Source organism: Pirellulales bacterium (genome assembly GCA_019636345.1).
GTDB lineage: Bacteria > Planctomycetota > Planctomycetia > Pirellulales > Lacipirellulaceae.
This window is the reverse complement of sequence record JAHBXQ010000006.1, coordinates 252,561-276,299: the sequence shown is the minus strand read 5'-3', so window position 1 is coordinate 276,299 and position 23,739 is coordinate 252,561. Positions and strand designations below refer to the sequence as shown.

General features: G+C 64.2%; 22 protein-coding genes and 1 pseudogene. 11 read left to right on the top strand and 12 right to left on the bottom strand.

Annotation, left to right across the window (positions count from 1 at the left end; genetic code table 11):
- Nucleotides 1-59 precede the first annotated feature (59 nt).
- The 9 genes and pseudogenes from KF688_15580 (at nt 60) to KF688_15540 (ending at nt 10,207) form a co-directional block, all read left to right on the top strand.
- Nucleotides 60-872 (top strand): glycosyltransferase family 2 protein, encoded by an 813-nt coding sequence (locus tag KF688_15580; protein ID MBX3427098.1) that lies wholly within the window; start codon nt 60-62, stop codon nt 870-872.
- 193 nt (nt 873-1,065) lie between these two features.
- Nucleotides 1,066-2,214, top strand: coding sequence for a DegT/DnrJ/EryC1/StrS family aminotransferase (locus KF688_15575; protein ID MBX3427097.1), 1,149 nt, complete (start codon nt 1,066-1,068; stop codon nt 2,212-2,214).
- A gap of 6 nt (nt 2,215-2,220) precedes the next feature.
- The gene (locus KF688_15570) at nt 2,221-3,237 is read left to right on the top strand and encodes a Gfo/Idh/MocA family oxidoreductase (GenBank protein MBX3427096.1); all 1,017 of its coding nucleotides are present in this window, start codon (nt 2,221-2,223) and stop codon (nt 3,235-3,237) included.
- Nucleotides 3,238-3,327: 90 nt separating this feature from the next.
- A pseudogene (locus tag KF688_15565) lies at nt 3,328-3,855 on the top strand (N-acetyltransferase).
- Nucleotides 3,856-4,037: 182 nt separating this feature from the next.
- Nucleotides 4,038-5,351 carry an NAD(P)/FAD-dependent oxidoreductase gene (locus tag KF688_15560; GenBank protein ID MBX3427095.1) on the top strand — a complete coding sequence of 438 codons (1,314 nt, stop codon included), beginning with the start codon at nt 4,038-4,040 and terminating at the stop codon, nt 5,349-5,351.
- Between the two features lie 114 nt (nt 5,352-5,465).
- A complete protein-coding gene (locus KF688_15555; GenBank protein ID MBX3427094.1) occupies nt 5,466-6,473 on the top strand; it encodes a polysaccharide deacetylase family protein in 1,008 nt (335 codons plus the stop codon).
- A 65-nt stretch (nt 6,474-6,538) separates the two neighbouring features.
- Nucleotides 6,539-7,603 (top strand): sulfotransferase, encoded by a 1,065-nt coding sequence (locus KF688_15550; GenBank protein ID MBX3427093.1) that lies wholly within the window; start codon nt 6,539-6,541, stop codon nt 7,601-7,603.
- Between the two features lie 193 nt (nt 7,604-7,796).
- Nucleotides 7,797-8,723: a class I SAM-dependent methyltransferase gene (locus tag KF688_15545; protein MBX3427092.1), complete on the top strand. Its 927-nt coding sequence runs from the start codon at nt 7,797-7,799 to the stop codon at nt 8,721-8,723.
- Nucleotides 8,724-8,767: 44 nt separating this feature from the next.
- Entirely contained in the window at nt 8,768-10,207 is a 1,440-nt protein-coding gene (locus KF688_15540; GenBank protein MBX3427091.1) for a glycosyltransferase family 39 protein, read from the top strand.
- Between the two features lie 54 nt (nt 10,208-10,261).
- On the opposite strand, the gene nqrM is transcribed toward KF688_15540, so the two are convergent.
- The 8 genes from nqrM to KF688_15500 all read right to left on the bottom strand — a co-directional run bounded on the left by nqrM (nt 10,262) and on the right by KF688_15500 (nt 17,942).
- Complete coding sequence (gene nqrM / locus KF688_15535; GenBank protein MBX3427090.1) at nt 10,262-10,492, bottom strand: (Na+)-NQR maturation NqrM; 231 nt, start codon at nt 10,490-10,492, stop codon at nt 10,262-10,264.
- A gap of 8 nt (nt 10,493-10,500) precedes the next feature.
- Nucleotides 10,501-11,643 carry an FAD:protein FMN transferase gene (locus tag KF688_15530; GenBank protein MBX3427089.1) on the bottom strand — a complete coding sequence of 381 codons (1,143 nt, stop codon included), beginning with the start codon at nt 11,641-11,643 and terminating at the stop codon, nt 10,501-10,503.
- Nucleotides 11,644-11,662: 19 nt separating this feature from the next.
- Nucleotides 11,663-12,895, bottom strand: a complete 1,233-nt coding sequence (gene nqrF / locus KF688_15525; GenBank protein MBX3427088.1) for an NADH:ubiquinone reductase (Na(+)-transporting) subunit F — start codon at nt 12,893-12,895, stop codon at nt 11,663-11,665.
- 209 nt (nt 12,896-13,104) lie between these two features.
- The gene (nqrE, locus tag KF688_15520) at nt 13,105-13,713 is read right to left on the bottom strand and encodes an NADH:ubiquinone reductase (Na(+)-transporting) subunit E (protein MBX3427087.1); all 609 of its coding nucleotides are present in this window, start codon (nt 13,711-13,713) and stop codon (nt 13,105-13,107) included.
- A 5-nt stretch (nt 13,714-13,718) separates the two neighbouring features.
- Nucleotides 13,719-14,348, bottom strand: coding sequence for an NADH:ubiquinone reductase (Na(+)-transporting) subunit D (locus KF688_15515; GenBank protein MBX3427086.1), 630 nt, complete (start codon nt 14,346-14,348; stop codon nt 13,719-13,721).
- Nucleotides 14,341-15,150 carry a Na(+)-translocating NADH-quinone reductase subunit C gene (locus KF688_15510; protein MBX3427085.1) on the bottom strand — a complete coding sequence of 270 codons (810 nt, stop codon included), beginning with the start codon at nt 15,148-15,150 and terminating at the stop codon, nt 14,341-14,343. Before KF688_15510 ends, KF688_15515 begins: the two co-directional genes overlap by 8 nt.
- Nucleotides 15,137-16,399: an NADH:ubiquinone reductase (Na(+)-transporting) subunit B gene (locus KF688_15505; GenBank protein MBX3427084.1), complete on the bottom strand. Its 1,263-nt coding sequence runs from the start codon at nt 16,397-16,399 to the stop codon at nt 15,137-15,139. Before KF688_15505 ends, KF688_15510 begins: the two co-directional genes overlap by 14 nt.
- A 175-nt stretch (nt 16,400-16,574) precedes the next feature.
- Nucleotides 16,575-17,942, bottom strand: a complete 1,368-nt coding sequence (locus KF688_15500) for a Na(+)-translocating NADH-quinone reductase subunit A (GenBank protein ID MBX3427083.1) — start codon at nt 17,940-17,942, stop codon at nt 16,575-16,577.
- Nucleotides 17,943-18,291: 349 nt separating this feature from the next.
- On the opposite strand from KF688_15500, the gene sucC reads away from it, so the two are divergent.
- Together sucC and sucD are read left to right on the top strand one after the other, a co-directional pair.
- On the top strand, nt 18,292-19,482 hold the full coding sequence (sucC, locus tag KF688_15495; GenBank protein ID MBX3427082.1) for an ADP-forming succinate--CoA ligase subunit beta: 1,191 nt from the start codon (nt 18,292-18,294) through the stop codon (nt 19,480-19,482).
- Nucleotides 19,483-19,594: 112 nt separating this feature from the next.
- Nucleotides 19,595-20,473, top strand: a complete 879-nt coding sequence (gene sucD / locus KF688_15490; protein MBX3427081.1) for a succinate--CoA ligase subunit alpha — start codon at nt 19,595-19,597, stop codon at nt 20,471-20,473.
- 68 nt (nt 20,474-20,541) lie between these two features.
- Here sucD and KF688_15485 read toward each other — a convergent pair whose 3' ends face one another.
- The 4 genes from KF688_15485 to KF688_15470 all read right to left on the bottom strand — a co-directional run bounded on the left by KF688_15485 (nt 20,542) and on the right by KF688_15470 (nt 23,689).
- Nucleotides 20,542-21,198, bottom strand: a complete 657-nt coding sequence (locus KF688_15485) for a DUF4956 domain-containing protein (GenBank protein MBX3427080.1) — start codon at nt 21,196-21,198, stop codon at nt 20,542-20,544.
- Between the two features lie 13 nt (nt 21,199-21,211).
- Nucleotides 21,212-21,964: a polyphosphate polymerase domain-containing protein gene (locus KF688_15480; protein MBX3427079.1), complete on the bottom strand. Its 753-nt coding sequence runs from the start codon at nt 21,962-21,964 to the stop codon at nt 21,212-21,214.
- A 29-nt stretch (nt 21,965-21,993) separates the two neighbouring features.
- A complete protein-coding gene (locus KF688_15475) occupies nt 21,994-22,968 on the bottom strand; it encodes a DUF1559 domain-containing protein (protein ID MBX3427078.1) in 975 nt (324 codons plus the stop codon).
- A gap of 556 nt (nt 22,969-23,524) precedes the next feature.
- Nucleotides 23,525-23,689, bottom strand: coding sequence for a hemin uptake protein HemP (locus KF688_15470; GenBank protein MBX3427077.1), 165 nt, complete (start codon nt 23,687-23,689; stop codon nt 23,525-23,527).
- Nucleotides 23,690-23,739: the final 50 nt, after the last annotated feature.

The window sequence follows — 23,739 nt, the reverse complement described above, 5'->3', positions numbered from 1 at the left end:
CGACTGACTCCGTCTGCTTATCCGTTCTCGCGTTTATTTTTATCCGCCTCTCTTTGGCCATGTCCGACACGCTCGCCAACCCGGCCCTCGACTCGGTCGATCGACCGACGACTTCCCGTACGCCCGTGCTGGCGACGACGGGGCTGTCGGTGATCGTGCCGCTGTTCAACGAAGAGGAATGCGCGAGTTTGGTCGTCGAATCCCTGAGCCGTCTCGAACAGTCGCTCGCCGGGAAGCGGCAACTCGAGTTCCTGCTGGTCGACGACGGCAGCGCGGACGACACGGTTTCGCTCCTGGAGCAAGCGATCGGCGAGCGCTCCAACTTCGTCATCCTCCGCCACGTCCAGAACCGCGGCATTGCCGCCGCCATCTGCACCGGACTGGCCGCGGCCAGCTACGAAGTCGTCGCGTCAATCGATTGCGACGGCTCATACGACGTCGGCGAGTTGGAGGAGATGACGGAAATGCTCGTCCCGGGCGTCGATCTAGTGACTGCTTCCCCCTATCACCCGCAAGGCTCGGTGGACAACGTTCCCGAGTGGCGTCTGCGGCTGTCGCGGCTCGCTTCCAGGCTGTACGCCACGGCGATCGGACGTCCGCTGACATGCTATACCTGCTGTTTTCGGGTCTATCGCCGCAGCGCAGTCGTCAATTTGCCGCTGGCGAATCCTGGCTTCGTGGGCGTCGCTGAATTATTGTGTCGGTTGCTGCAGGAGGGCGGCTCGGTCGTCGAGCACCCGGCCCGCCTTCAGGCTCGCGTCGCCGGGCACTCGAAGATGCGCGTTGCTCGCGCCGCGCTGGGCCACTTGCGGCTGATCCGCCAACTCGCGTTTCGACGCTTCCTCCGCCGCGCTCCTCCCGCGATCGATTAGACTGCGAGACGATCCATTACGCGGTCGGACGCCTCCCGCAACCTGCCGCTCGACGCATCCGATCATTTGCATTTCCCATCTTCGACTTCGACAGAAAGATCCACTCGTGTCCGCCGAATCCGCACTTTCGCTTGATCGCCTGCAACTTCCCTCGGACCAGGACGCCACCGGCCGCGAGCTGGGCGACGACGAGATGCTCAATCTCGCCGCCGCAATCGAGTCCGGCACGCTCACCAGCACCAAGGGCGAATTCGTCAAGACGCTCGAACAACGGTTTGCCGAGCACCTGGGCGTGAACCACGTCTACGCGTGCTCGCACGGCACTGCTGCGCTTCACACGGCGATCGCCGCGGTCGACCCCGAACCGGGCGACGAGATTGTCACCACCTCGATCACCGACATGGGCGCGCTGACCCCGATCATTTATCAGGCCGCGATCCCGGTGTTCGCCGACGTCGATCCGCTCACCTACAACCTCACGGCCGAGTCGATCGAAGCGGTCCTCAGCCCGCGGACCAAGGCGATCATGGTGACCCATCTGTTCGGCAATCCCTGCCGGATGGGACCGATTATGGAGCTCGCTCGCAGTCGAGGCATCGCCGTCATCGAGGACTGCGCCCAAGCGTTCGGCGCCGAAATCCACGGCCAGAAGGTCGGCACGTTCGGCGACGTCGGGTGTTTCAGCCTGCAACAAGGCAAGCACATTACGACCGGCGAGGGGGGCCTCGTGGCGTCGAACAACCCGGATCTCGCCCGCAGAATGTACCTGTTCATCAACAAGGCCTGGGGCTACGGCGACAAGAATCCGGATCATTACTTCCTCGCCCTCAACTACCGCATGAACGAGTTGACCGGCGCCGTCGGCGCGGCCCAACTTGCCAAGCTCGACGACTTCGTCGCGCGCCGCACGCGCATGGCTGCGATGTTGACCGAGGGGTTGCAAGGACTGCCCGGAGTGTCGCCCCCGGCGGTCGACCCAGGCTTTACGCACACGTACTGGAAATACTGTCTCCACGTCGACGGCAGCCGGCTGGAAGGGGGGCTCGACGCGCTTGCCGGACGGCTCCGCGATCGTGGCGTGTTTTGCGCCCCGCGCTACATTCAGAAGCCCGCCTTCGAGTGCCAGGTGCTCCGCGATCAGCGCACGTTCGGCGACAGCCGCTTTCCCTTCACGCTGGCTCGGCCCGAAGCGGTCGATTACAGCCGCGAGCGGTTCCCCGGCACCTATGCCGCGCTCGCTTCGGTGTTGGTGCTGCCGCTGAACGAGCGCTACACCGACGAGCACGTTCGCCAAGTCGTCGAAGTCATTCGCACCGCGGTCACCGACATCGCCAAGGACTAACAACGCATGAGCAGCTCCTCACAAACAAAACGACCTCTGAGATTCGGCCTCGTCGGCGCCGGCGCCATCGCCCAGGCGTACGTCGAGGCGTTCAAACGCTCGGAACGCGCCGAACTGGCCGCGATCGCCGACTGCCGGCTCGCCGCGGCCGAGGCGCTGGCTGAAGCGGCCGAGTGCGCAGCGTTCGGCAACGTCGCGTCGATGCTGGCCGAGATGCAACTTGACGCGGCCCTGGTCTGCACCCCCCCCGCGACTCATCCCGAGGTGTGTGCAGAACTGGTCGACGCCGGCTTGCACGTGCTATGCGAGAAGCCGCTGGCGATCTCCGTCGCCGCGGCCGAGGAGATGATCGCCCGCGCCGACGAACGGGGCGTGTTGTTCACCATGGCCTCGAAGTTCCGCTACGTCCCCGACGTCGCCCAGGCCAAGTCGATCATCACCTCCGGCGTGCTTGGCGAGCTGGTGCTGTTTGAAAACGTCTTCACCGGTCGCGTCGACATGACGCACCGCTGGAACTCCGCGCCCGAAATCTCCGGCGGCGGAGTCCTGATCGACAACGGCACGCACTCGGTCGACGTCGCTCGGTTCTTCCTCGGCGAGATTGCCGAGGTCCAAGCGATGGAGGGTCGTCGCATTCAATCGCTCCCCGTCGAAGACACGGCCAAGATGTTTCTTCACAGCGAGGGAGGCGTGCTGGGAAGCATCGATCTCTCCTGGAGCGTCAGCAAGGAACTTCCCTACTACATCGCCGCCTACGGCAGCGCGGGGACGCTGCTCGTCGGATGGCGCGACTCGCGTTATCGCCGAAGCGGCGACGCCGAGTGGACGATTTTCGGCTCAGGGTACGACAAGCACGTCGCATTCACCAGGCAAGTCGACAACTTCGCCGGCGCAGTACGCGGCGAGGAACCGCTTCTGGTTGCGCCCGAGGACGCGCTTGCCTCGGTCCGCGTGATCGAAGCCGCCTACCGCTCGCTCGAGCGGGGCGTCTGGGAATCCGCTAATCCGCTCGCCTCGATGTAGCGTCTGCAATTCCTGTCCGGCGAGCGGCGGGGGGCGTTTCCCCGCTCGCCGGCGCCATCTCGTGTCGCTGCAGCAAGTCGTCAATCGATCATGCTTTCCCCTCCGCGCATCCATCCGACTGCGATTATCGAGCCCGACGTCGTCATCGGCCCTGGTTCGAGCGTGTGGGACAACGTCCACATTCGTCATGGCGCCCGCATCGGACAGCAGTGCGTCGTCGGCGAGAAGAGCTATGTCGCCTACGACGTGCTGATTGGCGACCGGGTGAAGATCAACGCCATGGTCTACATCTGCTTCGGCGTGACGATTGAGGACGGCGTTATGATCAGCGCCGGCACAGTGTTCACGAACGACACGTTTCCTCGGGCGACCACTCCGGATTTATTGTCGTTGCGCTCCTCCGATCCCGACGAGGAGACCCGCAGCACCCTGGTGGCCGCGGGAGCGACTATCGGCGCCGGGTGCACCGTCGGCAGCAATCTGCGGATCGGCCGATTCGCCATGGTCGGCATGGGGAGCGTCGTCACCCGCGACGTGCCCGACTTTCATTTGGTCGTCGGCAGCCCGGCCCGGTCGATCGGCGCCGTCTGTCGCTGCGGCCATCCTGTCGCGCGCTGGCTGAAGGGCGAAACGCCGACCATCGCCCGTTGCGCCTGCGAACGCTGCGGCTCCGGCTATTCCGTAAGCGACGGCCTCGTGCGCGAACTTGCCGCCGCGCCTGCCGAAAACGGCGTCGGCACGGGGGCCTCATGACCGCCGCGATCGATTCAACGCAGTCGTGGGGCGTCGTCGGCGGGGGCATGCTCGGGCTGACGCTCGCCCATCGACTGGCCAAGCGCGGCTGTCGAGTGACGCTGTTCGAGGCGGCCCCCGGTATCGGCGGCTTGGCCGCCGCATGGCAGGTGGGCGACCTCGCTTGGGACGTTCACTACCACGTCACGCTGCTATCCGACCTGCGGTTGCGAGCGCTGTTGGACGACCTGGGGCTCGCCGACGAGCTTCAGTGGGTCGAGACGAAGACCGGGTTCTATACCGACGGCCGGTTCTACTCGATGTCGAACTCATGGGAATTCCTCCGCTTCCCGCCGTTGGGGTTTCTCGACAAGATCCGGCTCGGCGCCACGATTATGACCGCCTCGCGCCGCCGCCAGTGGCGCCCGCTCGAGCAAGTCCGCGTCGCTGATTGGCTCCGAAAATGGTCCGGACGTCGCACCTTTGAGAAGATTTGGCAGCCGCTGCTGCTGGCGAAGCTCGGCCCGTCGTACGAGCGAACTTCGGCCGTGTTTATCTGGGCGACAATCGCTCGGATGTACGGCGCCCGGCAGGCGGGGCTCAAGAAGGAGATGTTCGGCTACGTCCGCGGCGGTTACGCCCGCGTACTGCAGCGGTTCGCCGAGCGACTGGCCGAATTGGGCGTCGATGTCCGCACCGACTCGCCCGTGACCGATGCTGCAGGCGACGATAGCGGCGTCTCGATCACGACGCCCGGCGGGACCGAACGGTTCGATCGCGTCGTGTTGACCACTCCCGCGCCGCACGTGCTGCGCGCCTGCCCGCAACTGTCGGGCGACGAGCGCCGCAAGCATCAAGGGATCGAATATCTCGGCGTGCTGTGCGCTTCGGTCGTTCTTAAGCGACCGCTCGCCGGCTACTACGTGACGAACATTACTGACCCCGGCTTTCCATTCACTGCGGTGATTGAGATGACCGCGCTCGTCGACCCGGCCGAACTGGCGGGGCGCCATTTGGCCTACCTCCCCCGTTACGCCGCGGCCGACGACGAGGCATGGGGCTGGTCGGACGAGGAAATTCAGACCCGCTTCCTCGCCGGGCTGCGCCGCATGTACCCCGATCTGACGGACGACGACGTGGTCGCGTTCCGCGTCTCTCGGGCGCCGCACGTCATGGCTTTGCCGACGCTCGGCTACTCGACCCGCTTGCCGCAGTTCGCCACGGGCGTGCCGCACGTGTACGCCGTCAACTCGTCGCACATCGTCAAGGGGACCCTCAACGTCAACGAAATCATCACTCTTGCCGATTCGGCGCTCGCAACAATCGAGATGCAAGGACAATTGCCCGCCGAGAACCCGAACGAACTCGCCTACGCACATTGATCGCAAGTCGGACGCTTTCTGCTGAGGCGCAGCGACTTGCCCCGGCGTCTGGCGAAACTGCTGAGCCCCTTTCACTCGTCGACTCTCTGCGCCTTCACATCGTCGATCCCGACCATGCCTAAGCCCCTCGCCAGCCTGTCGCTCGACCTCGACAATCGCTGGTCCTACATGAAAACCCACGGCGACGAGGGCTGGGAGTCTCATCCCAGCTACCTCGACGTCGTCGTGCCGCGCGTGCTTGAGATGCTGCGCGCGCGTGAGCTGTCGATCACCTTCTTCGTCGTGGGGCAGGACGCCGTGCTGCCGGAGAACCAGCCCGTGCTCCGCTCGATCGCCGCCGCCGGCCACGAACTCGGCAATCACTCGTTCCATCACGAGCCTTGGCTTCACCTGTACACGCCTGAACAAGTCGCCGAAGAACTCCGCTCCGCCGAGGAGGCGATCCTGTTGGCGACTGGCGAGCGGCCCGTCGGGTTCCGCGGGCCGGGCTTCAGCTTTTCCGACGACGTGTTGCGAACGCTCGTCGCTCGCGGTTACGTGTACGACGCCTCGACGTTTCCTACGTTTCTCGGACCGCTGGCGCGGCTCTACTACTTTCTTACGGCCCGGCTCTCGCACGACCAGCAGCAAGAGCGAAAGGAACTGTTCGGCAAATTCCGCGAAGGTTTTCGCCCCTTGCGGCCGTACCTATGGTCCGGCCCCGGCAAGGGCCTCGTCGAAATCCCCGTGACGACGATGCCGGTGCTCAAGCTGCCGATTCACGCCAGCTATATCCTGTATCTGGCTCGCTTCTCGCGATTGGCGGCGCGGGCTTACTTCTCGTTTGCGCTGGGATTGTGCCGCGCATTTCGCGTGCAGCCGTCGATCCTGCTCCACCCGCTCGATTTTCTCGGCCGCGACGACGGCGTCGGGCTCGAGTTCTTCCCCGCGATGGATCGCGACTCCGCCTGGAAGTGCGAGTTGATGGCGTGGATCATCGATCGTCTCGCCGCTCAGTACTCGATCGTCACGATGCGCGAGCATGCAGCCGCCGTGCTCGGGATGAAGCAACTTAAGGCTGCCGGCGAGTCGCGCCCCGATAGCGACGCCGCCTGCATCGTCGGCGTCCACGCCGACGACTGACCCAGCGATCGCTTTTCGTTTCTTGCTCTGCTCTGTTTTGCTTTGTTCTCCCTTGCCGTCGATCTATGCGTCGCTTGCTTCATAAATACGTTCCCGCGCACTTCCGCAATCCGGTCCGGCTGGCGGCGCGGCTGGCGGCAACACGCGACCCGGCGGCCTTGTTCGCCATGGGCGCCGCGGTCGCGGGAATGGTTGCGACTCCGCTCGATCTGGCGATGACCCCCTGGGAGCGACGGCAGTATGCCAAGGCGCCCGCGACCACCGGGCCGTTGTTGTTCATTTGCGGCGCCCCGCGCTCGGGAACGACGCTGGTCTACCAAACGCTCGTGAACGCCCTGCCGGTCGCCCCGTTCACAAACGTCGTGCAGATCTTCCCTCGCTCCCCGCTCGTGGCGACGAAGATGTTGCAACGCTGGGGGATGAAGCCGTCGGCCACGTACCGCAATTTCTACGGCCGAACTGCCGGATTGTCCGGGCTCAACGATGCCCTGCCGCTGTGGGACCGATTCCTCGGCGACGACCGCAGCCGCGATCCGGAACCGATCACCCCGCAGGTCGCCGCGCGGATGAGGCGGTTCTTTGCCGCGTGGAGTGTCGCGTTCGGGCTTCCCGTCGCGTCGAAATGCAACCGCGTCGTCGTCGCCGCCGCAGACCTCGCTCAGGCGTTGCCTGAAGCGATCTTCATCTGCCTCGAGCGCGAACCGCTGCCGCACGCTTTTTCGCTGCTCGAGGCGCGGCGGATGATCCACGGCGACGAACGCGTCCCGTACGGCCAAGCCCCCGAGCGGTCGTGGAACGCCGAGCATCCGGCCGCCAGCGTCGCCTGTCAGGTGCAATACTACCAGGAGCTCGTCCGCCGCCAACTTGCACTGGTCGGCCCCGAGCGGTTCTGGGTCCAGTCGTACGAGGAGTTCTGTCGGAATCCCGACGCGCTGGTGCGCCAGGCCGCTACGGCGCTGTTTCCCGCCGGGCGGGCGACCGACCTGCCGCCTGTTTTGCCGCACGAACCTCGCCGCGGCTCTCGCCCAAACTCCGCTCTTGCGGCTAGAATGGAGAGAGAACTGGCGGCCCTCGGCCTGCTCGACTCGCGCGGGGAGAGCATTTCCAAGCAATCCCATGCGTGCGCGTAGCGGGACGCCGATTCCCATTCGTTCCTGCCTCCCCCCGCCCGCGGTTTGCCATACAGCCGCTTGGCGTCCGGTAGCGTGACTACGCCGTCACTGCAGTGCCATGTCCGCTTTCTCCTCTGATTCGTCTCTAGGCTGCGACCAAGCCGAGAGACCGACGGGGTCGATTAAGTCCCCCGGCTTGGAAGCCTCTGAAATGCCGACCGGCCAAGTCGTCTGCCCGCTGTGTCATGCCGCGGGATCGGCCGTGCAGTGGGCCGAAGTGCACGGCCTTGCCGTCTGGGACTGCAAAGAGTGCAGCCATCGCTTCGCCGTCGCCCCTTGTCCTGCCGAACACGTAGCGGCGATTTACGACGACGCCTACTTCTTCGGCGGCGGTGCGGGGTACGCCGACTATTTGCAGAGCGCCGCCGTGCTGCGGAGGCGGGGCGCCTATTACGCCCGCTGCATGGCCCGCCACGCAAAGTCGGGGCGAATCCTCGACGTCGGCGCGGCTGCCGGCTACACGCTGCAGGCGTTCGTCGAGGCCGGCTGGACCGGCTTCGGCGTTGAACCAAACGCGACGATGGCCGCTCACGCTCGCCGCGAGTCGGGAGTTGAGTCTCTCTACGGCCGCTTGCAGGAGATCCCCGCCGGCGTCGAGTTCGACCTTGTCGCCATGCTGCAGATCGTAGCCCACTTCGCCGATTTGCAGGCGGAGATCCGCCGCGCCGCTGCAGCCGTCGCCCCGAGCGGGTTCCTTCTCGTCGAAACGTGGAATCACGCCAGTTTCCTCGCCCGCATGCAGGGACGTCACTGGCACGAATACAATCCCCCCAGCGTGCTGCATTGGTTCACTCCCGCGAGCCTCGATCGTCTGATGGATTCCGTCGACTTTGAGCCGATCGACGGCGGTCGCCCCCGCCGGCAAATCACCGGGGCGCATGCGAAGTCGCTGCTGGCTCACGTCGGCCGATCCTCGCTGCTGTTCCGCGGCGCTGCGCTGGGCTGCCGTGTCATTCCCGACGCATGGGCGATCCCGTATCCCAGTTGGGACCTGTTCTGGCGTCTCTATCGCCGCCGCCAGACGCAGCCGTACGCTTCGACTCCCGCCTTCGACCGCACAGCAGACAACGCCGGATGACCAGCGCCGACTCGCTCTCTGATTCTCGTCGCCGCGCAATCGCGATGGCGATCCTGGTCTTTGCGTTCGCGCTGCGAGCGTGGCGACTGCATGCCGTCGGCTTTACGGCCGACGAAGTCTCAGAACTCCAATCGGCCCGCAAGTCGATCGTTTCGATGCTGCTGGACGAGGACGACGACCTGTTTCCGCCGCTGTACCGTCCGACGGCCGCGATGTGGAACCGACTCTGGGGGACCGAATTGGCGACCCGGTGGCTCAACGTAGCGTACGGCGTCGCCGCGACCTGGTTCGTGTGGCTGGCAGCGGTCGAGCTCCTTGGCGACCGCCGCGCCGTCTGGCCTGCCTTATTGTTCGCGACCGCACCGTTTCACGTCCACTACTGTCGCGAAGGGCGAGCGTACGCGCTCTACGTACTCTTCGCGGCGATCGCCTTCTGGGCGGCGCTGGCCGTGTGGCGTCGGGGCGAGCCGCGGCACTGGATTGCCCTGACGGTCGCCTCCGCAGCGGCAGTATGGACCCACTACTTCGCGGGGCCGCTGGTGGTCGTCGTCTGGGCGTGGCTCGCGGTCGCAACGTTGCGGACCAGCGACTGGAAGCCGTTCGTCGCCGCGGCCGGGGTTCTCGCGATCCTCCTGGCGCCGACGCCGTTGGTGCTCCGCCGCGCGATGGCCGACCACCCCGACGAGCATCTCACCGCGTCATTCGACAAAGAAACGTACGCTTACGCCTACCTAGTTCAATCGACCGGCTACACGCTCGGCCCCTCGATGCTCGAACTGCGCTCGATTGACGCCCGCGAGGGGGCGCGCCAAATGCTCCCTTGGGCGATCGTGATCGGCCTGGCCTGGGCGGTGCTCGTCGCCAGCGGCGTGACGCTGCTCGCCGGCGAGGCGAGCCTCTGGCTGTTGCTGACGACCTTCTTCGTGCTCGTGCCCCTCCTCGGATTCGGGGGAAACCTCGTCGGAGTCGGCTTCTTCTACCGCTACGCCGCGTGGTTGCCGATTCCCTACGCCCTGCTGCTCGGCGCGGGCGCCTCACGCAACCCGCGTCCGTGGATCGTCGCCTGCGCCACGGCGACATTGCTGTTGGTGCACGGAGTCGCGTACTACAACCGGCTGTTTGACGCTCGGTACGCCGAAGAAGACTTCCGCGCCGTCGCCGCACGACTGGACGAACTCGCGTTCCCCGATGATCCGGTGATCGTCGCCTCTCCCTACATGGCAGCGGCGCTGAACTACTACAGGCCGGCCGACCGCGCCGCGGCGAGCTTCCCCATCTTCTCGCAGGCCGCCGAAAGGCGCGAGCGCGACGTCGCCGCATTTCTGGCCGGAGTTCAACCGGGCCAGCGCTACTGGATCGTCTCGCAATGGTTGCCTCGAACCGACGTCCGGCGGGAGACGCGCGACGCGACGCTCCGAGACCTCGGCGCCCGCTTTCGGGCCGAGCTCAATCAAACGGAAATCTACGTGGCGACGAGGGAGTGAGCCGAGGCCTGATGACGATGCGGCCGGCAGATGAGAAAGCGACTCAATCGCCTGTCACGACTTCTCCTCGTCGCAGCCGGCCGCAACGCGCTCGTCAGGCGAGCCGGTGCAATCTGGCGACGGATTCGTGCATCCCTCGCACATCGGCCGGCCGTGCTCGTCGCGCAGATTGGCCATTCCTCCGCAGCTCCCTTTGATGCGACGATCGCTCAAAATGACGCCGATCGCCATCCCCGTCAGAGCCAGGATGAACACGCCCACGGTGATAAGAATTGTAAGCCACATGGCGCCCCTCAAGGGTTGATGTCGGCGGATTCGCGATTCGCCGCCTGCACGGGACCGCCGAGCAGGCGCTCGTACGCCGCGGTTGCGCGGCGAAGGGGCGGTCCTTCCTCGCGGCGCGTCTGGAACAACGCCGCCACGTCGTGCTCGTCGCACCAATCGTACGCGCGCGCGTCGCCCAAGACCACCAGCGCCGTAGCCAGTCCGTCGGCTTCCATGCAGGTCGGCGCGAGAACCGTCACGCTGATCCCGCGGAACGGCAGCGCTTCGCCGGTACGCGGATCGATGATGTGAGCGACCTGTCTTCCGTCGGCTTGCCGGTAATTCCGGTAATCCCCGGAGGTGGCCATCGCGACGTCGTGCATCGGAACCGTCTCGGCGAGAGCGCGACGATCGACTTCGGGACTCTCGACGCCAATTCGCCACGGTCCGCCGCTCGGCCGTTCGCCGGCGGCACGGACTTCGCCTCCGATCTCGACCATCACGTGTTCAAATCCCAACTCGCCAAGTCGGCCTGCGACGGCGTCGACGCCGTACCCCTTGGCAATCGAGGAAAGATCGATCTCGACCCCCGGGATCGACTTGCGGAGGCCCGGCGGTTCGCGGCGAACTTCGATCTTGTCGACCCCGACGACGCGCCGCACCCTCTTCAGATCCGCGACGGCCGGCGCCTGGGCGTCGCCGATGGAATCGTCCGTCCCTGCGCCGAAGCGCCACAGCCTCAGCACCGGTGCGATCGTAACGTCGAGCGCCCCTTCGGTCCGATCGTGAATCTCGATCGCCGCGGCGACCACCTCGGCCGTCGCCGCGGAGACCGGGAACCACTCGCCGGGCCCCGCGCGGTTGAAGCGGCTCAACTCCGACTCGGGGTCGTAGGTCGACATTTGTCGATTGACCTCGGCCAGCACGAGATCCGCCTCGGCTTGCACCTGGTCGCAGTCGGCAAGCAGCGGAGGGTCGGCCGACCAGCACTTCACGCTGTAGCTGGTGCCCATCGTGAGGCCGCCGAACTCGAGCACGACGCGCTGTGCGTCGGCGCCTTTCGCGGCCGGCGGCGCCTCGCACCCGACCGGCGTAGCGGCGCACAGCGCGAGCAGGACCCATCCGCTGCCGGCGACGCGTCGTCTTCGTAATGCTCTGCGTCGAGCTCGCACGGCGTCGCCTCCGCGGTCGTCAGCCGCCGAAATCGTCGTAGGCGATGTTATCCTTCTCGACGCCCAGATCGTCCAGCATTTTGAACACGGCCGCGTTCATCATCGGCGGGCCGCAGATGTAGTACTCGATGTCCTCGGGCGCGGGGTGCTTGGCAAGATAGTGATCGTGCAGCACTTGGTGGATGAAACCGACGTATCCGGTCCAGTTGTCCTCGGGCAGCGGTTCGGACAGGGCGATATTGAACTTGAAGTTGGGAAAGTCGCGTTCAATCTCGCGAAACTCCTCCTCATAGAACAACTCGCGTTTGCTGCGCCCGCCGTACCAATACGAGACCTTGCGATTCGTTTTGCGCTCCTTGAAGAGCTCGAAGATGTGGCTGCGGAGCGGTGCCATGCCGGCGCCGCCGCCGATGTACACCATTTCGGCGTCGGTCTCTTTGATGAAGAACTCGCCGTACGGTCCGGAAATCGTCACCTTGTCGCCGGGCTTGCGGCTGAAGATGTAGGACGACGCCTTGCCGGGGGGCGTCCCGTCGGGCGCCCGCGGCGGGGGGCTCGCGATCCGCACGTTGAGCATGATGATCCCCTTCTCGCCGGGGTAGTTCGCCATCGAATACGCCCGAACCACCGGCTGCTCGACCTTCGACACGTACCGCCAAACGTTGTACTTGTCCCAGTCGCCGTGAAAGCGGTCCTCGATGGCGAAGTCTTTGTACGCCACTTCGTGCGGGGGGATGTCGATCTGAATGTATCCCCCCGGCTTGAAGCCGACCTGCTCGCCCTCGGGCAACTTGAGCTTGAATTCCTTGATGAAGGTGGCGACGTTGTGATTCGAGATCACCTCGCATTCCCACTTCTTCGTCTCGAAGGCCTCTTCAGGGACTTCGATCTTCATGTCCTGCTTGACGGCCACTTGGCACGAGAGGCGGCACCCTTCGCGCTCCATCCGTTTGTTGATGTGGGATTTCTCCGTCGGCAGAATGTCCCCCCCGCCGGAGAAGACCTTCACCTTGCATTGGGCGCAGGTGCCGCCGCCGCCGCAAGCCGAGGAGACGAAGATCCCCGCGTCGGCCAGGGCCCCCAGCAGCTTTCCCCCCGCGGGGACCTTGATCGTCTTCTGCTCGTTGACTTCGATCGTCACGTCGCCGGCAGAGACGAGCTTGGACCGGGCGGCAAGGATCATCACCACCAGCGCCACGACGACGCCGGTGAACATGGCCACGGCCAACAAGACTTGCAGAAAGGCGGACATGAGAAATGCTCGCTGCTTCTTCTGTGTCAAAGCGACAAGCGCCAAGTGGGCTGCCGTATCTTTCAGCAGAGCGGGAACCGATCCCGACTCTGAAACGATGAACTGAGGTTTTGACGATCGTGAATTGCGAGCCGTTCGACGGCGTCAAGCCATTCGTCTCCCGCAGCGCCTTGGCGCTCGCGGCGCCCCGGGCGGTTCCGCTCTCAGGCTCACATGCCGCCGAACGACATGAAGGCAAGCGCCATAAGTCCCGAGATCATGAAGACGCTCCCCAGACCGCGAAGGCCCAGGGGAATGTCGCTGTATTTCAGTTTCTCGCGAATGCCCGCCATGCAGGCGATCGCCAACGCCCAGCCGACCCCGCCGCCGAATCCGTAAACGCAGCTCTCCGCGAACGTATAGTCGCGCTCTTGCATGAACAACGAACCGCCGAGGATCGCGCAGTTGACCGTAATCAGCGGCAGGAAGATGCCGAGCTCGTTGTACAGGCGCGGAAAGAACTTATCGAGCGTCATCTCCAATATCTGCACGATCGCGGCGATCGTGCCGATGAACGTGATCAACGACAGAAACGTCAGGTCGACCTTGGCGAATCCTGTGCCCGCCCAGGTCAACGCACCTGATTTCAGCAGGTAGTTGAGCAACAGATTATTGAGCGGGATCGTGATCGTCATCACGGCGATGACCGCCCCCCCCAGCCCGAGGGCCGTCTTCACCGACTTCGACACGCCGAGGAACGTGCACATGCCGAGGAAGAAGGCAAGCGCGAGATTCTCGACGAACACCGCCTTCATGAAGATTGTCAGGTAGTGTTGCATGGCGTTTAACCCTCCCGCTCGACTTGAGCCGGTTTCCAAGTCCGAATCGCCCAAATGATCAGCCCGATCAGAAAGAACGCGCTGGGGGGCAACAACAGCAGGCCGTTGGGAACGTACCAACCGCCGTCGGCCGCCTTGGGCAGCAGAGTGACTCCCCACAACGAGCCGCTGCCGAACAGTTCGCGAACCACCCCGACGATTAGCAGAATCAGGCTGTAGCCGAGCCCGTTGCCGATGCCGTCCCAGAAGCTCATGTTGGGAGGATTCTTCATGGCGTACCCCTCGGCCCGACCCATGACGATGCAATTGGTGATGATCAGTCCGACGAACACCGACAACTGCTTGCTGATGTTGAAGGCGTAGGCCTTGAGGATTTGGTCGACGACGATCACCAACGAAGCGATGACCGTCATCTGAACGATAATGCGAATGCTGCTGGGAATGAACTTGCGGATCGCGCTCACTGCCGCGCTCGACAGACCGGTGACCAGCGTCACCGACACCGCCATGACGAACGCCGTTTGCAACTGGCTCGTCACGGCCAGGGCCGAGCAGATGCCAAGCACTTGCAGAGCGATCGGGTTCTTGTCGAACACCGGCTCGACGAGGACGTCACGGGCCGATTGTTTAGCCATCGGAATTGCTCCCTGAACCCCCGGCAAGGCTTTGCAGATACGGTCCGAACCCTTGCGGCCCGAGCCAGTACTGAATCATGTTCGAGACGCCGCGCGAGGTGATCGTGGCGCCGGAGAGCCCGTCGACCTCGTGCTTGGCCGCGTCGCCCGTCGTGGCCGCGGCGCCTTTGGCGACCGCCAGTTTGACGTCGTCGCCGACGTAGATCGTCTTATCGACCCACAGGGCCTGCCACTTGGGGTTTTCGACCTCGCCCCCCAGGCCTGGGGTTTCGCCGTGCTTATAGAAGGTGATGCCGCTGACGGTCGTGCCGTCGGACTTCACTGCCAGAAAACCGTACACCGTCGACCACAGACCCTTGCCGTAGATCGGCAGCACGATCTGCTGCAACTGGCCCGCGTCGTTCTTCACTTTGTAGACCCAGGCGTACTTGGCCCGACGCTTGATCCCGGCCACGTCGTCCGCGGCGGGGATCGTCTCGCCGAGCTTGGAGTCGTTCGCCGCGGCGGCCGGGTCGAAGTCGTCGCCGACCCCGGCCTGCTCGGGCGTCGTCGCCTTGCCGGTCGTGAGATCGATCAACTCACGCTCGACTTGTCCCTCGAACGTCTCCTTGATCTTTGCGGCAGTCGCGTCCTTAGCCGACACCAAGTGCGCGGCCAAGAGGACGTTCTTCTGGCGATCAAGTTCGCTGTTCGCCTCCTGAATCGGGCGCAGCATGACCGCCGACCCGGCGACGAACACCGAACAAACGGCGCACAGCGCAGCCGCCATGAGAAGCGTGTATTGGGCGCTATCCCGCTGCATAGCGAGCCGTCCTCCGCTTGATGTTCGCTTGAATGACCGCGTAATCGATCAGCGGCGCCACGACGTTGCCCAGCAAAATGGCCAGCATGATTCCCTCGGGAAACGCGGGGTTGATCACGCGGATGAGCACGGTCATCACCCCCACCAGAATGCCGTACCACCATCGCCCCGCATCGGTCATCGCCGCCGAGACGGGGTCGGTCGCCATAAAGACCGTGCCGAAGGCGAACCCGCCGACGACGAGATGCCACCAGGGCGCCATGCACATCATCGGCGAGTCGCTGCCAGAACTGGCGAGCCACAAGGCCGCCGACATGCCGACGGCGCCAAGCACGCAGCCGGCCATGATTTTCCACGAGCCGACCCCCGTCGCGACCAGCACCACGGCGCCCAGCAGGCAGGCGAGCGTCGACGTCTCGCCCATGGATCCCTGGATGTAGCCGACGAAGCACTCCCACCAACTGTAGCCGGTGACGACGTCGACCCCCGCGCGAGCGGTCTCGATCGGCGCCGACGCCATCGCCCCCAGCGCGGTCGCCCCGCTGACGCCGTCGGCCGCGACCCACACGCCGTACCCGCTGTTCGGGGCGGGGTGATTGGTCCCCGACATGAAGCCCGGATAAGCGAAATACAGAAACGCCCGAGCCGTCAGCGCGGGATTGAGAAAGTTCTTCCCCGTGCCGCCGAAGATCTCCTTGCCGATCACCACGCCGAACGTGATTCCCAGGGCGACTTGCCAGAGCGGCGTCGTCGCCGGCAAAGTCAGCGGAAACAGCGCGCTGGTGACGAGAAACCCCTCGTTGATCTCATGCTTGCGAACCGTGGCGAACAACCCTTCCCAGGCTCCGCCGACGGCGATCGTCACGACGTAAATCGGCAGAAAGAACAGGGCGCCCAGCGCGAAATTGTCGACGAAGCTCGTCGCGTCGTGCCCCAGGCCCAGCGACTGCAGCGCCGATTCGCGCCAATCCTCGATCGGCTTGACGCTCCCGCCGGAATCGGCGATCGCGAGGTTCGCCTGATAACCGGTGTTGTGCATCGCCATGAAGAAGCACGGCCCCAGCGCCACGACCACCAGCGACATCATCCGCTTGAGATCCATCCCGTCGCGGACATGGGCCGTAGTCGAAGTCACCGACGGCGGCGTGTACAGAAACGTGTCGATCGCCTCGTACAGGGGGTACAGCGTCTGCAGCTTGCCGCCCGGAGCGAACGTCGGATGCAATTTATCGAGAACTTTGCGAAGCACGTGAGTTCCCTGGGAGGGGGGCGTCAATCCGCAAGGAGCGGAGCGCTGGTCTTCAAATTCAATAACCGAAGGACGAAGACAAAATTTGCCGCTTCTTCCTTGCGAGCTTCGTGTTTGTTGCAAAAGTCGGGGTGTTGGATCTCGTATCGATCTGCCTTGCCGCAACAGCGGCGAGTTATCCTTCAAGCTCAATGCGATTCAAATTGCGCCGCAGCATCGGTCCGAATTCGTGCTTGCCCGGGTCGACGAACGTGCAAAGGGCAAGATCCTCTTCGTCGAGTTCCAGCACGCCAAGTTGCTGAGCGGACTCCAAGTCGTCCGTGATCAGCGACTTGAGCAGCGGCGTGGCCACGATGTCCAGCGGCATCACCTGCTCGAACATCCCCAGCGGGATGATCGCCCGGGCGCTGCCGTTGGTGGTCGTCGTGAAGTTGAATTTGCGGCCCGCGCCGCCGGTCCAGGCTGACGAAAAAATCTTCCGTACGGAAAACTTCTCGGCCCCCGGGGCGAGCCAGCCGAGAAATTCACGCTGCGTCCCCTCCGCCAAGAGCGACACTTGGTTGTGGAACCGCCCCAGGTAGTCGATTGGCGGCTTGACGGTCCGCCCGCCGAAAACCGACCCCGAGATGGTCCGCATCGCTTGGTTCGCGCTCAGCGAAGCTTCGCCGGTCGTCAGGTCGGCGAGCGAAGCTCCCAGTTGCGTGCGGACCAGCCGCGGCTGCTTGGCCGCGGGGCCGGCGACGGAGACGATCCGCTCGTTGTTCAATCGCCCGGTGAGAAACAAATGCCCGATCGCGGCGACGTCCTGATACCCGACGTGCCACACGATGCGATTCCGGCTGGCCGGGGCCAGCAAGTGAATATGCGTGCCGGGGAGCCCCGCGGGGTGGGGACCGTCGAAGGCGTGATACGCCGCCGGCGTTTTCCCCTCGCCGGGAATCTCCGAACCCGCGCGACGGCATACATACGTCGTGCCGTCGGTCAGCGTCGACAGGACCTGCACTCCCGCGATGAAGTCGGCTTGCCGTTCGGCGAGCACGACCGCCGGATCGGCCGCAAGCGGGTGCGTGTCGATTGCCGTCACGAAGATTGCGTGCGGAATCGAATCGATCGCCGGAGTGCGGCTGAACGGTCGTGTACGCAGCGCAGTCCACAATCCGGACCGTACGAGTTGTTCGACGACCGCTCCGCGGTCGAGTTGCGACAGGTTGTGATCGCCGTACGCGGTGAACGATTCCGACGCTTCGCCGTCGACCTCGACGACGACCGACAGAAATCGTCGCTTTTCGGCCCGATTGACCTCGACCACCTTGCCGGCCGCGGGCGAGGTGAACAGGACGCCGGGAGTCTTCTTGTCCTCGAACAGCGTTTGTCCGAGTCGGACGGCGTCCCCCTCGGCGACGGTCATGGTCGGCTTCATGCCGTGGTAATCGGCCGCGACGACGCCGACGCGCCGGACGACAGGCCCGGCGGCAATCTTCTGCTCGGGGGCGCCGAGGATCGGGAGATCGAGCCCGCGGGAGATCTGAGTGACGCTCGTCATGGCGGCAAAGGTGGGAGTGGGGGGCGCGCCGGGAGAGGGCGGGGCGAACTCGCTAGCAACGATTCGCTCGGTCCGTGCCCGCAAATACCAGCGGCGTCTTGCGGCGACCGTCGCGAGAAGCGGCCCTCTCAAAACGGTGTTTGTGAATTTTTTCACAATCTTGACGGCATGTCAATAACACACTGTGAGCCAACAAGTTCGGCAGCCGCATCCGGCTCTTCGGCCCGTTGACCCCCGAGGGTGGCGCGGTAGACTCCCGATCTTGCGCCCGACAGCGAAGGCTCCTTCATCGGGCGATGGACTCCACGGTCGGACCCCAGGGCTGCCGCCCCCAGCGGCGATTGCTCCGATGAAAATTCACGAATATCAGGCAAAACAGCTCCTGCGCGACGCCGGGATCGCGGTCCCCAAGAGCATTGTCGCCAAAACTCCCGAGGAGGCCGCAACGGCTTTCAAGTCCTTGGGGGGGCCGATTGCGGTGGTCAAGGCCCAAATCCACGCCGGGGGGCGCGGCAAGGGGACGATCAAGACCAACCCCGCTCAACGGGGCGTGCAACTCGTGAAGTCGGCTGAGGAGACCGCCGAGGTCGCCCGCAATCTGCTTGGCGGGGAACTGGTCACCATCCAAACCGGTCCTGCGGGAAAGAAGGTCCAGCAGGTGCTCGTCGAGGCGGGCTGCGATATTGCTCGCGAACTGTACCTCGGAATCGTGGTCGATCGAGCCAGCGGCATGCCGGTGCTCATGGTCTCCAGCGAAGGGGGCGTGAACATCGAGGAAGTCGCCGCGAACACCCCGGAGCTGATCTTCAAGGAACCGTTTCACCCCGACGCCGGGCTGCAAGGCTATCAGGTCCGCAAACTCTGCTACCGCCTGGGGCTCACGGGAGACACGGTCCGAAGCGCCGAAAAATTCATGCGCGGGCTGTGCCGACTGTTCGTCAGCCTCGACGCCAGCCTCGCCGAGATCAACCCGCTGGTCGTCACCAAACAGGGCGACGTCATCGCGCTCGACGCGAAGATCACGTTCGACGACAACGCGATGTTCCGGCACGCTCCGCTCGCTGAATTGCGGGATCTCTCCGAAGAGGAACCGGCCGAAGTCCGCGCCGGCAACGCGGGGTTGAGCTTCGTGCAACTGGAAGGCAACATCGGCTGCTTGGTCAACGGCGCCGGCTTGGCGATGAGCACCATGGACCTCATCAAGCTCCACGGCGGCGAGCCGGCCAATTTTCTCGACGTCGGCGGCGGCGCCCAGGTCGATCAGGTCACCGAGGCGTTTCGCATCCTGCTGGCCGACAAGAACGTCAAGGCCGTGCTGGTCAACATCTTCGGCGGCATCATGCGGTGCACGACCATCGCCGGCGCCATCCTGGAAGCGTACAAGCAAGTCGGCTTCAACGTCCCCTTGGTCGTGCGACTGGAAGGGACCGAGGTCGAAGAAGGCCGCCGAATGCTGGCCGAAAGCGGCGTCGACATCATCGGCGCCGAGGGGCTGACCGACGCGGCGAAGAAGGTCGTCGCCGCAGCCGGGGCTGCGTAGTCGGCTTTATTTCACTACCGAGAACGCAGAGATCGCCGAGTCGCTCGGCGCCGCCTGGAATCGAATCCGTGTCATCCGTGCTCTCTGCGGTTAATCGATTGGATTGAATCTGATGGCCATCCTGATCAACAAGAACACCCGCGTCATCTGCCAGGGCATCACCGGCAAGGCGGGCGAGTTTCACTCCAAGAACTGCCTCGACTACGGCACCAAGATGGTCGCCGGGGTCACGCCGGGCAAAGGGGGGCAGACCTCCCTCGGGCTGCCGGTGTACGACACCGTCGTCGAGGCGGTCGAGAAGCACGGCGCCGAGGCGTCGATGATCTTCGTCCCCCCCGCGTTCACCGCAGACGCGATCTTGGAAGCGGCCGACGCGGGGATCAAGGTCATCGCCGCGATCACCGAAGGAGTCCCCGTCCTTGACATGGTGCGGGTGTACGATCGGATCAAGGACATGAACGTCCAACTCATTGGGCCGAATTGCCCGGGGCTCATCACGGCCGACGAATGCAAGATCGGCATCATGCCGGGTTACATCCACAAACGCGGCAAGGTGGGAGTGATGAGCCGCAGCGGCACGCTCACCTACGAGGCGGTGTGGCAGTTGACGACCCTGGGCTTGGGGCAAACGACTTGCGTCGGCCTTGGCGGGGACCCGATCGTGGGAACCTCGTTCATCGACTGCTTGACGATGTTCCAGGAGGACCCCGAGACCGAGGCCATCATCATGATGGGCGAGATCGGCGGCACGGCCGAGGAGGAGGCCGCCCGGTTCGCCAAGGAAAACGTCACCAAACCGGTCGCCGCGTTCATTGCCGGGCGGACGGCCCCGCCTGGGAAGCGCATGGGCCACGCCGGCGCGATCATCAGCGGCGGCAAGGGGACCGCGGACGAAAAAATCGCGGCCCTCGAAGACGCGCGGATCGAAGTCGCCCAAAGCCCCGCCGACATGGGCGAAGCGGTCGTTCGAGCGATCAAGCGCGGGCGATGACTCGCTCGTCGGGAATCGGCGATCGCAGCGACGACGCCGACGATTGCTGCGGCGCTGCGAACGCCGTCCTACGCCCGCTGCACGCGGCGACTGATGCCGACGTCGGTGCGATCGTTGACGATCTGCTCGTGCGGGTAGTAATACGCCGTGATTGCCACAGTGTCTCGCAACAGGTCGATCCGACCCAACTCGATCCGCGTCAGCTTCAAACCAGTGCGGTCCTGCAAGTCGGCCACGAGTTCGTCGTGCCGATCCGGGCGAATCAAATCGATTCGCTCGTAGAGGATCTCCTCCCCCAGTTCCTGCCTCAACAGCGGCAGCGATTCCAGCAGCGCGGGCATGGCCGTGAACATCGCGTTGACGAACAACAGCTCGGACCAGCTCACTTTGAGATTGGCCAGCGCGTTGATCACGGCGATGCCGATGATCGTGAACAGATACGACATTTCGCGCACCGGCATGGTGGTCGTCCGGTAGCGCAAGACCCCGAAGATCGCGAACAGCCCCATCGCCATGCCGAGCTGCAGCTCCAGCTTCTTCAGCGTGAAGCAGATGAAGAACACGACGACGCTGAGCATGTAGTACGTAAACAAGTAATCCTTGCTCAAGGATCGCTTGTAATACACGAACCGGACGAGGGCCGTCACGACGACCAAGTTGATGGCAAAGCGACCGACCATCTTGATCAGGTCGTCGTCGTAGAGCGGCACGTCGAAGATTTCCATCGGCACAGGGCTTTCAGCTTAAAACGGCGCGGAGCGCCAAGAGTTTTCTCTTGAATTGATTCTGCTTCAGGGTCGGGTCGAGCAACGCGCGGCCGATGCAGTATTTGCTGACGCGCATCGGGGTCACGCGCATCTCGCGCAGCCGTCGGCGAATGGCCGAGTTCCGCGAGTCGCGTTGCTGTTTGATCTCTGCAATCGCTGCGCCGGGAATCCCGACCCGGCGGTCGCCGGCGCTGAACTGCAACCGCAGATCGAGCGTCACCCGTTCCGTGAAGTCGGTCGCAACCAAGGTGATTCGCAGAAATCGCGTCCACATCGTCGGATCGAGCGGCGTCGCCGCCCGCACCGCCGCGGCCAGCGATGTCGACGCGTCGTCCAGCGCTTCCGTAATCTCGTGGAGTTCCGTCCGCTGTTTGACGGTGCGCCCCTTGTTCGTGCGTTCCTTCACTTCGAAGAACGTCGCGCCGGACGAATCGTACCGCCGGGAGCGATACTTGACGCGGGCTCCCTTGCCGTTGTGATGAGCCAAATAGCAGGCGTCGTCGGGCGTGTCGAAATACAGCGTCGAGTAGGGCGAACACCTCAATCCGGCGACTTCCAAAACGCGGTACGACTCGCGGAGGCCGTCGAGCAATTCAGGAAGCGAATCCTCGCGGAGCACGTACTTTGTATCGACCCGATTCATCAACGCCACGGCGTCGATCTCGGCCAACGAGACGGGGCAAAGCGAATCGAGCGAATGTTGAACGGCGTCAGGAGGAATCATATAAGAGATGCAACCAGCGCCGTAAAACCTTAGCGAGATCCGTAACCGTCGACGATCTCTCCCCCGTCGCGCGAGCAAAGCGATCGCAACAAGGACGCTTCTGTGTCATTCGTCAGAAAATGAACCGAAGCGTCCGCGGCTAAGGCGTTGGCGCCGCCGGAGTGTTCGGAGAACACCCGTTCGTCCTCCCACGCCGCGGGGGGGACTTCCTCGTTGACGCCCATTTTGACGTGACTGATGTTCCCCCCCGAGGCCCAGGCCCCGTTCAGGCTTTTCACTTCGCCTTGCTTGTTGACGTCGGCCCCGCGGCCGGTGCATTCGACGACCATTACCGTGTTCGACAAGCCGTCGGTGATTGAAGCCGGCGTGATCGCCGGCGGTTCGATCAACTCGTCCTCTTTCGGCAAGCCCTTCGTGCCGATCAAGACGCCGCGCTGAGGACCGTAAGGAGATCCCGTGGCAGGATTGTTCTTGTCCTTGTTCGGGCCCGAGACCCCCAGATAGTCGATGCAGCCGAAGCCTTCCCCCGGGTGTCCGTTCAAGCCGAACAACCGGCCGTCTTCGCCCCGATGTTCCTCCAGTTGCGTCGCACTCGGACACAGGAAAATCGGGATGACGGCGCCGGCGACGACGGCGTTGGCCGGGGAGGTGATCGGCTGCTTCAGGTCGAGCTGGCTGCGCAGCGCCTGCTGCTCAAGGTGCGGCAAGATCAAGACCGTCCAGGCGTAAGATTCCGTCGCCGGATTCGAGCGCGGTCCCGAGTATTTTTTGCCCGGCGGGTACTTGCGCGTGGCGCTCTGGTGGTTCAAGACGGACAGGCCGATCTGCCTCAGGTTGTTTTGACACTGAGAGCGGCGACTGGCTTCCCGCGCCGCCTGGACGGCCGGCAACAGCAGGGCGAGCAGCACGCCGACGATCGCGATCACGACCAAGAGTTCAACGAGCGTAAACGCCCGGTCCTGGGCGTCTGCGTCAAAACGGATCGTGCGGGGGGAACGAGACATTTCAGCTCGGAGGAGACAAGACGTCGCTCGCGTGTGCGTTGCAGCGAATCTTCATTATGTCTTCATACTTATCGCCGCAGCAACTGCGTTTGTTGCGGGTTTCAGGCAACATTCCGCGAAAATAGGCGGTAAATGCCGCAAAGCGGCCGTCCCTGGACAAGCCGACGAGCGGATTTGATCACGTTTGCCCCGATTCAGTATTCGCCGCCAGACCAACGCGGACGAAAAGCGAACGTGAATCGGGATTCCATTTCAGTTGCGTCCAAACGACGCAAATCCCGGACCGCTCAAATAACAGGGGCCGGGCGCCTGGAGCCTTCGAAGTACCATACCAGTCAAGTCCCCGGGGTTAGTCTCCCCAGCGGCAAAACAGAAGACGGATGGTCGCTCAGTGCCGGGAATGCGGAGTTCGGCGGCAGACTTGCGAAGACCGCACAGCAACCGCAGGGGGCCAAACTCCGTGACCATGTCGAGAGACAGGCGACATCGCTCGCCAGTCGTGCCTGAGCGTGACCTGCCTGAGCCCGCAGGGGGGCGTCTCGGAAGCGATTCTGCCTCACTTCTGCAGAATCAGGCGATTGTTGCGAGTGACGAGGAGACGGTAAGTCTCCTCGCCATGGCGAATGACGACGAGTCGGGCCTCGCCGAAGAGCTCCTCGCTGGTGATTTCCCGAGGTTCTGGGGCGGATTTTGTTTCCGCAGGAGTGTCGGCGGCAGACATGATCGCGTGTAGAGACGGGGTGAGGCGGCTGGGGGATCGCAACATCTCTT

What these genes read in the sequence shown, in the direction of transcription:
- KF688_15580 (MBX3427098.1), top strand. Translation starts at nt 60, where the DNA reads ATGTCCGACACGCTCGCCAACCCGGCCCTCGACTCGGTCGATCGACCG.
- KF688_15575 (MBX3427097.1), top strand. Translation starts at nt 1,066, where the DNA reads ATGCTCAATCTCGCCGCCGCAATCGAGTCCGGCACGCTCACCAGCACC.
- KF688_15570 (MBX3427096.1), top strand. Translation starts at nt 2,221, where the DNA reads ATGAGCAGCTCCTCACAAACAAAACGACCTCTGAGATTCGGCCTCGTC.
- KF688_15560 (MBX3427095.1), top strand. Translation starts at nt 4,038, where the DNA reads ATGCTCGGGCTGACGCTCGCCCATCGACTGGCCAAGCGCGGCTGTCGA.
- KF688_15555 (MBX3427094.1), top strand. Translation starts at nt 5,466, where the DNA reads ATGCCTAAGCCCCTCGCCAGCCTGTCGCTCGACCTCGACAATCGCTGG.
- KF688_15550 (MBX3427093.1), top strand. Translation starts at nt 6,539, where the DNA reads ATGCGTCGCTTGCTTCATAAATACGTTCCCGCGCACTTCCGCAATCCG.
- KF688_15545 (MBX3427092.1), top strand. Translation starts at nt 7,797, where the DNA reads ATGCCGACCGGCCAAGTCGTCTGCCCGCTGTGTCATGCCGCGGGATCG.
- KF688_15540 (MBX3427091.1), top strand. Translation starts at nt 8,768, where the DNA reads ATGGCGATCCTGGTCTTTGCGTTCGCGCTGCGAGCGTGGCGACTGCAT.
- nqrM (MBX3427090.1), bottom strand. Translation starts at nt 10,492, where the DNA reads ATGTGGCTTACAATTCTTATCACCGTGGGCGTGTTCATCCTGGCTCTG.
- nqrF (MBX3427088.1), bottom strand. Translation starts at nt 12,895, where the DNA reads ATGTCCGCCTTTCTGCAAGTCTTGTTGGCCGTGGCCATGTTCACCGGC.
- nqrE (MBX3427087.1), bottom strand. Translation starts at nt 13,713, where the DNA reads ATGCAACACTACCTGACAATCTTCATGAAGGCGGTGTTCGTCGAGAAT.
- KF688_15515 (MBX3427086.1), bottom strand. Translation starts at nt 14,348, where the DNA reads ATGGCTAAACAATCGGCCCGTGACGTCCTCGTCGAGCCGGTGTTCGAC.
- KF688_15510 (MBX3427085.1), bottom strand. Translation starts at nt 15,150, where the DNA reads ATGCAGCGGGATAGCGCCCAATACACGCTTCTCATGGCGGCTGCGCTG.
- KF688_15500 (MBX3427083.1), bottom strand. Translation starts at nt 17,942, where the DNA reads ATGACGAGCGTCACTCAGATCTCCCGCGGGCTCGATCTCCCGATCCTC.
- sucC (MBX3427082.1), top strand. Translation starts at nt 18,292, where the DNA reads ATGAAAATTCACGAATATCAGGCAAAACAGCTCCTGCGCGACGCCGGG.
- sucD (MBX3427081.1), top strand. Translation starts at nt 19,595, where the DNA reads ATGGCCATCCTGATCAACAAGAACACCCGCGTCATCTGCCAGGGCATC.
- KF688_15485 (MBX3427080.1), bottom strand. Translation starts at nt 21,198, where the DNA reads ATGGAAATCTTCGACGTGCCGCTCTACGACGACGACCTGATCAAGATG.
- KF688_15480 (MBX3427079.1), bottom strand. Translation starts at nt 21,964, where the DNA reads ATGATTCCTCCTGACGCCGTTCAACATTCGCTCGATTCGCTTTGCCCC.
- KF688_15475 (MBX3427078.1), bottom strand. Translation starts at nt 22,968, where the DNA reads ATGTCTCGTTCCCCCCGCACGATCCGTTTTGACGCAGACGCCCAGGAC.
- KF688_15470 (MBX3427077.1), bottom strand. Translation starts at nt 23,689, where the DNA reads ATGTCTGCCGCCGACACTCCTGCGGAAACAAAATCCGCCCCAGAACCT.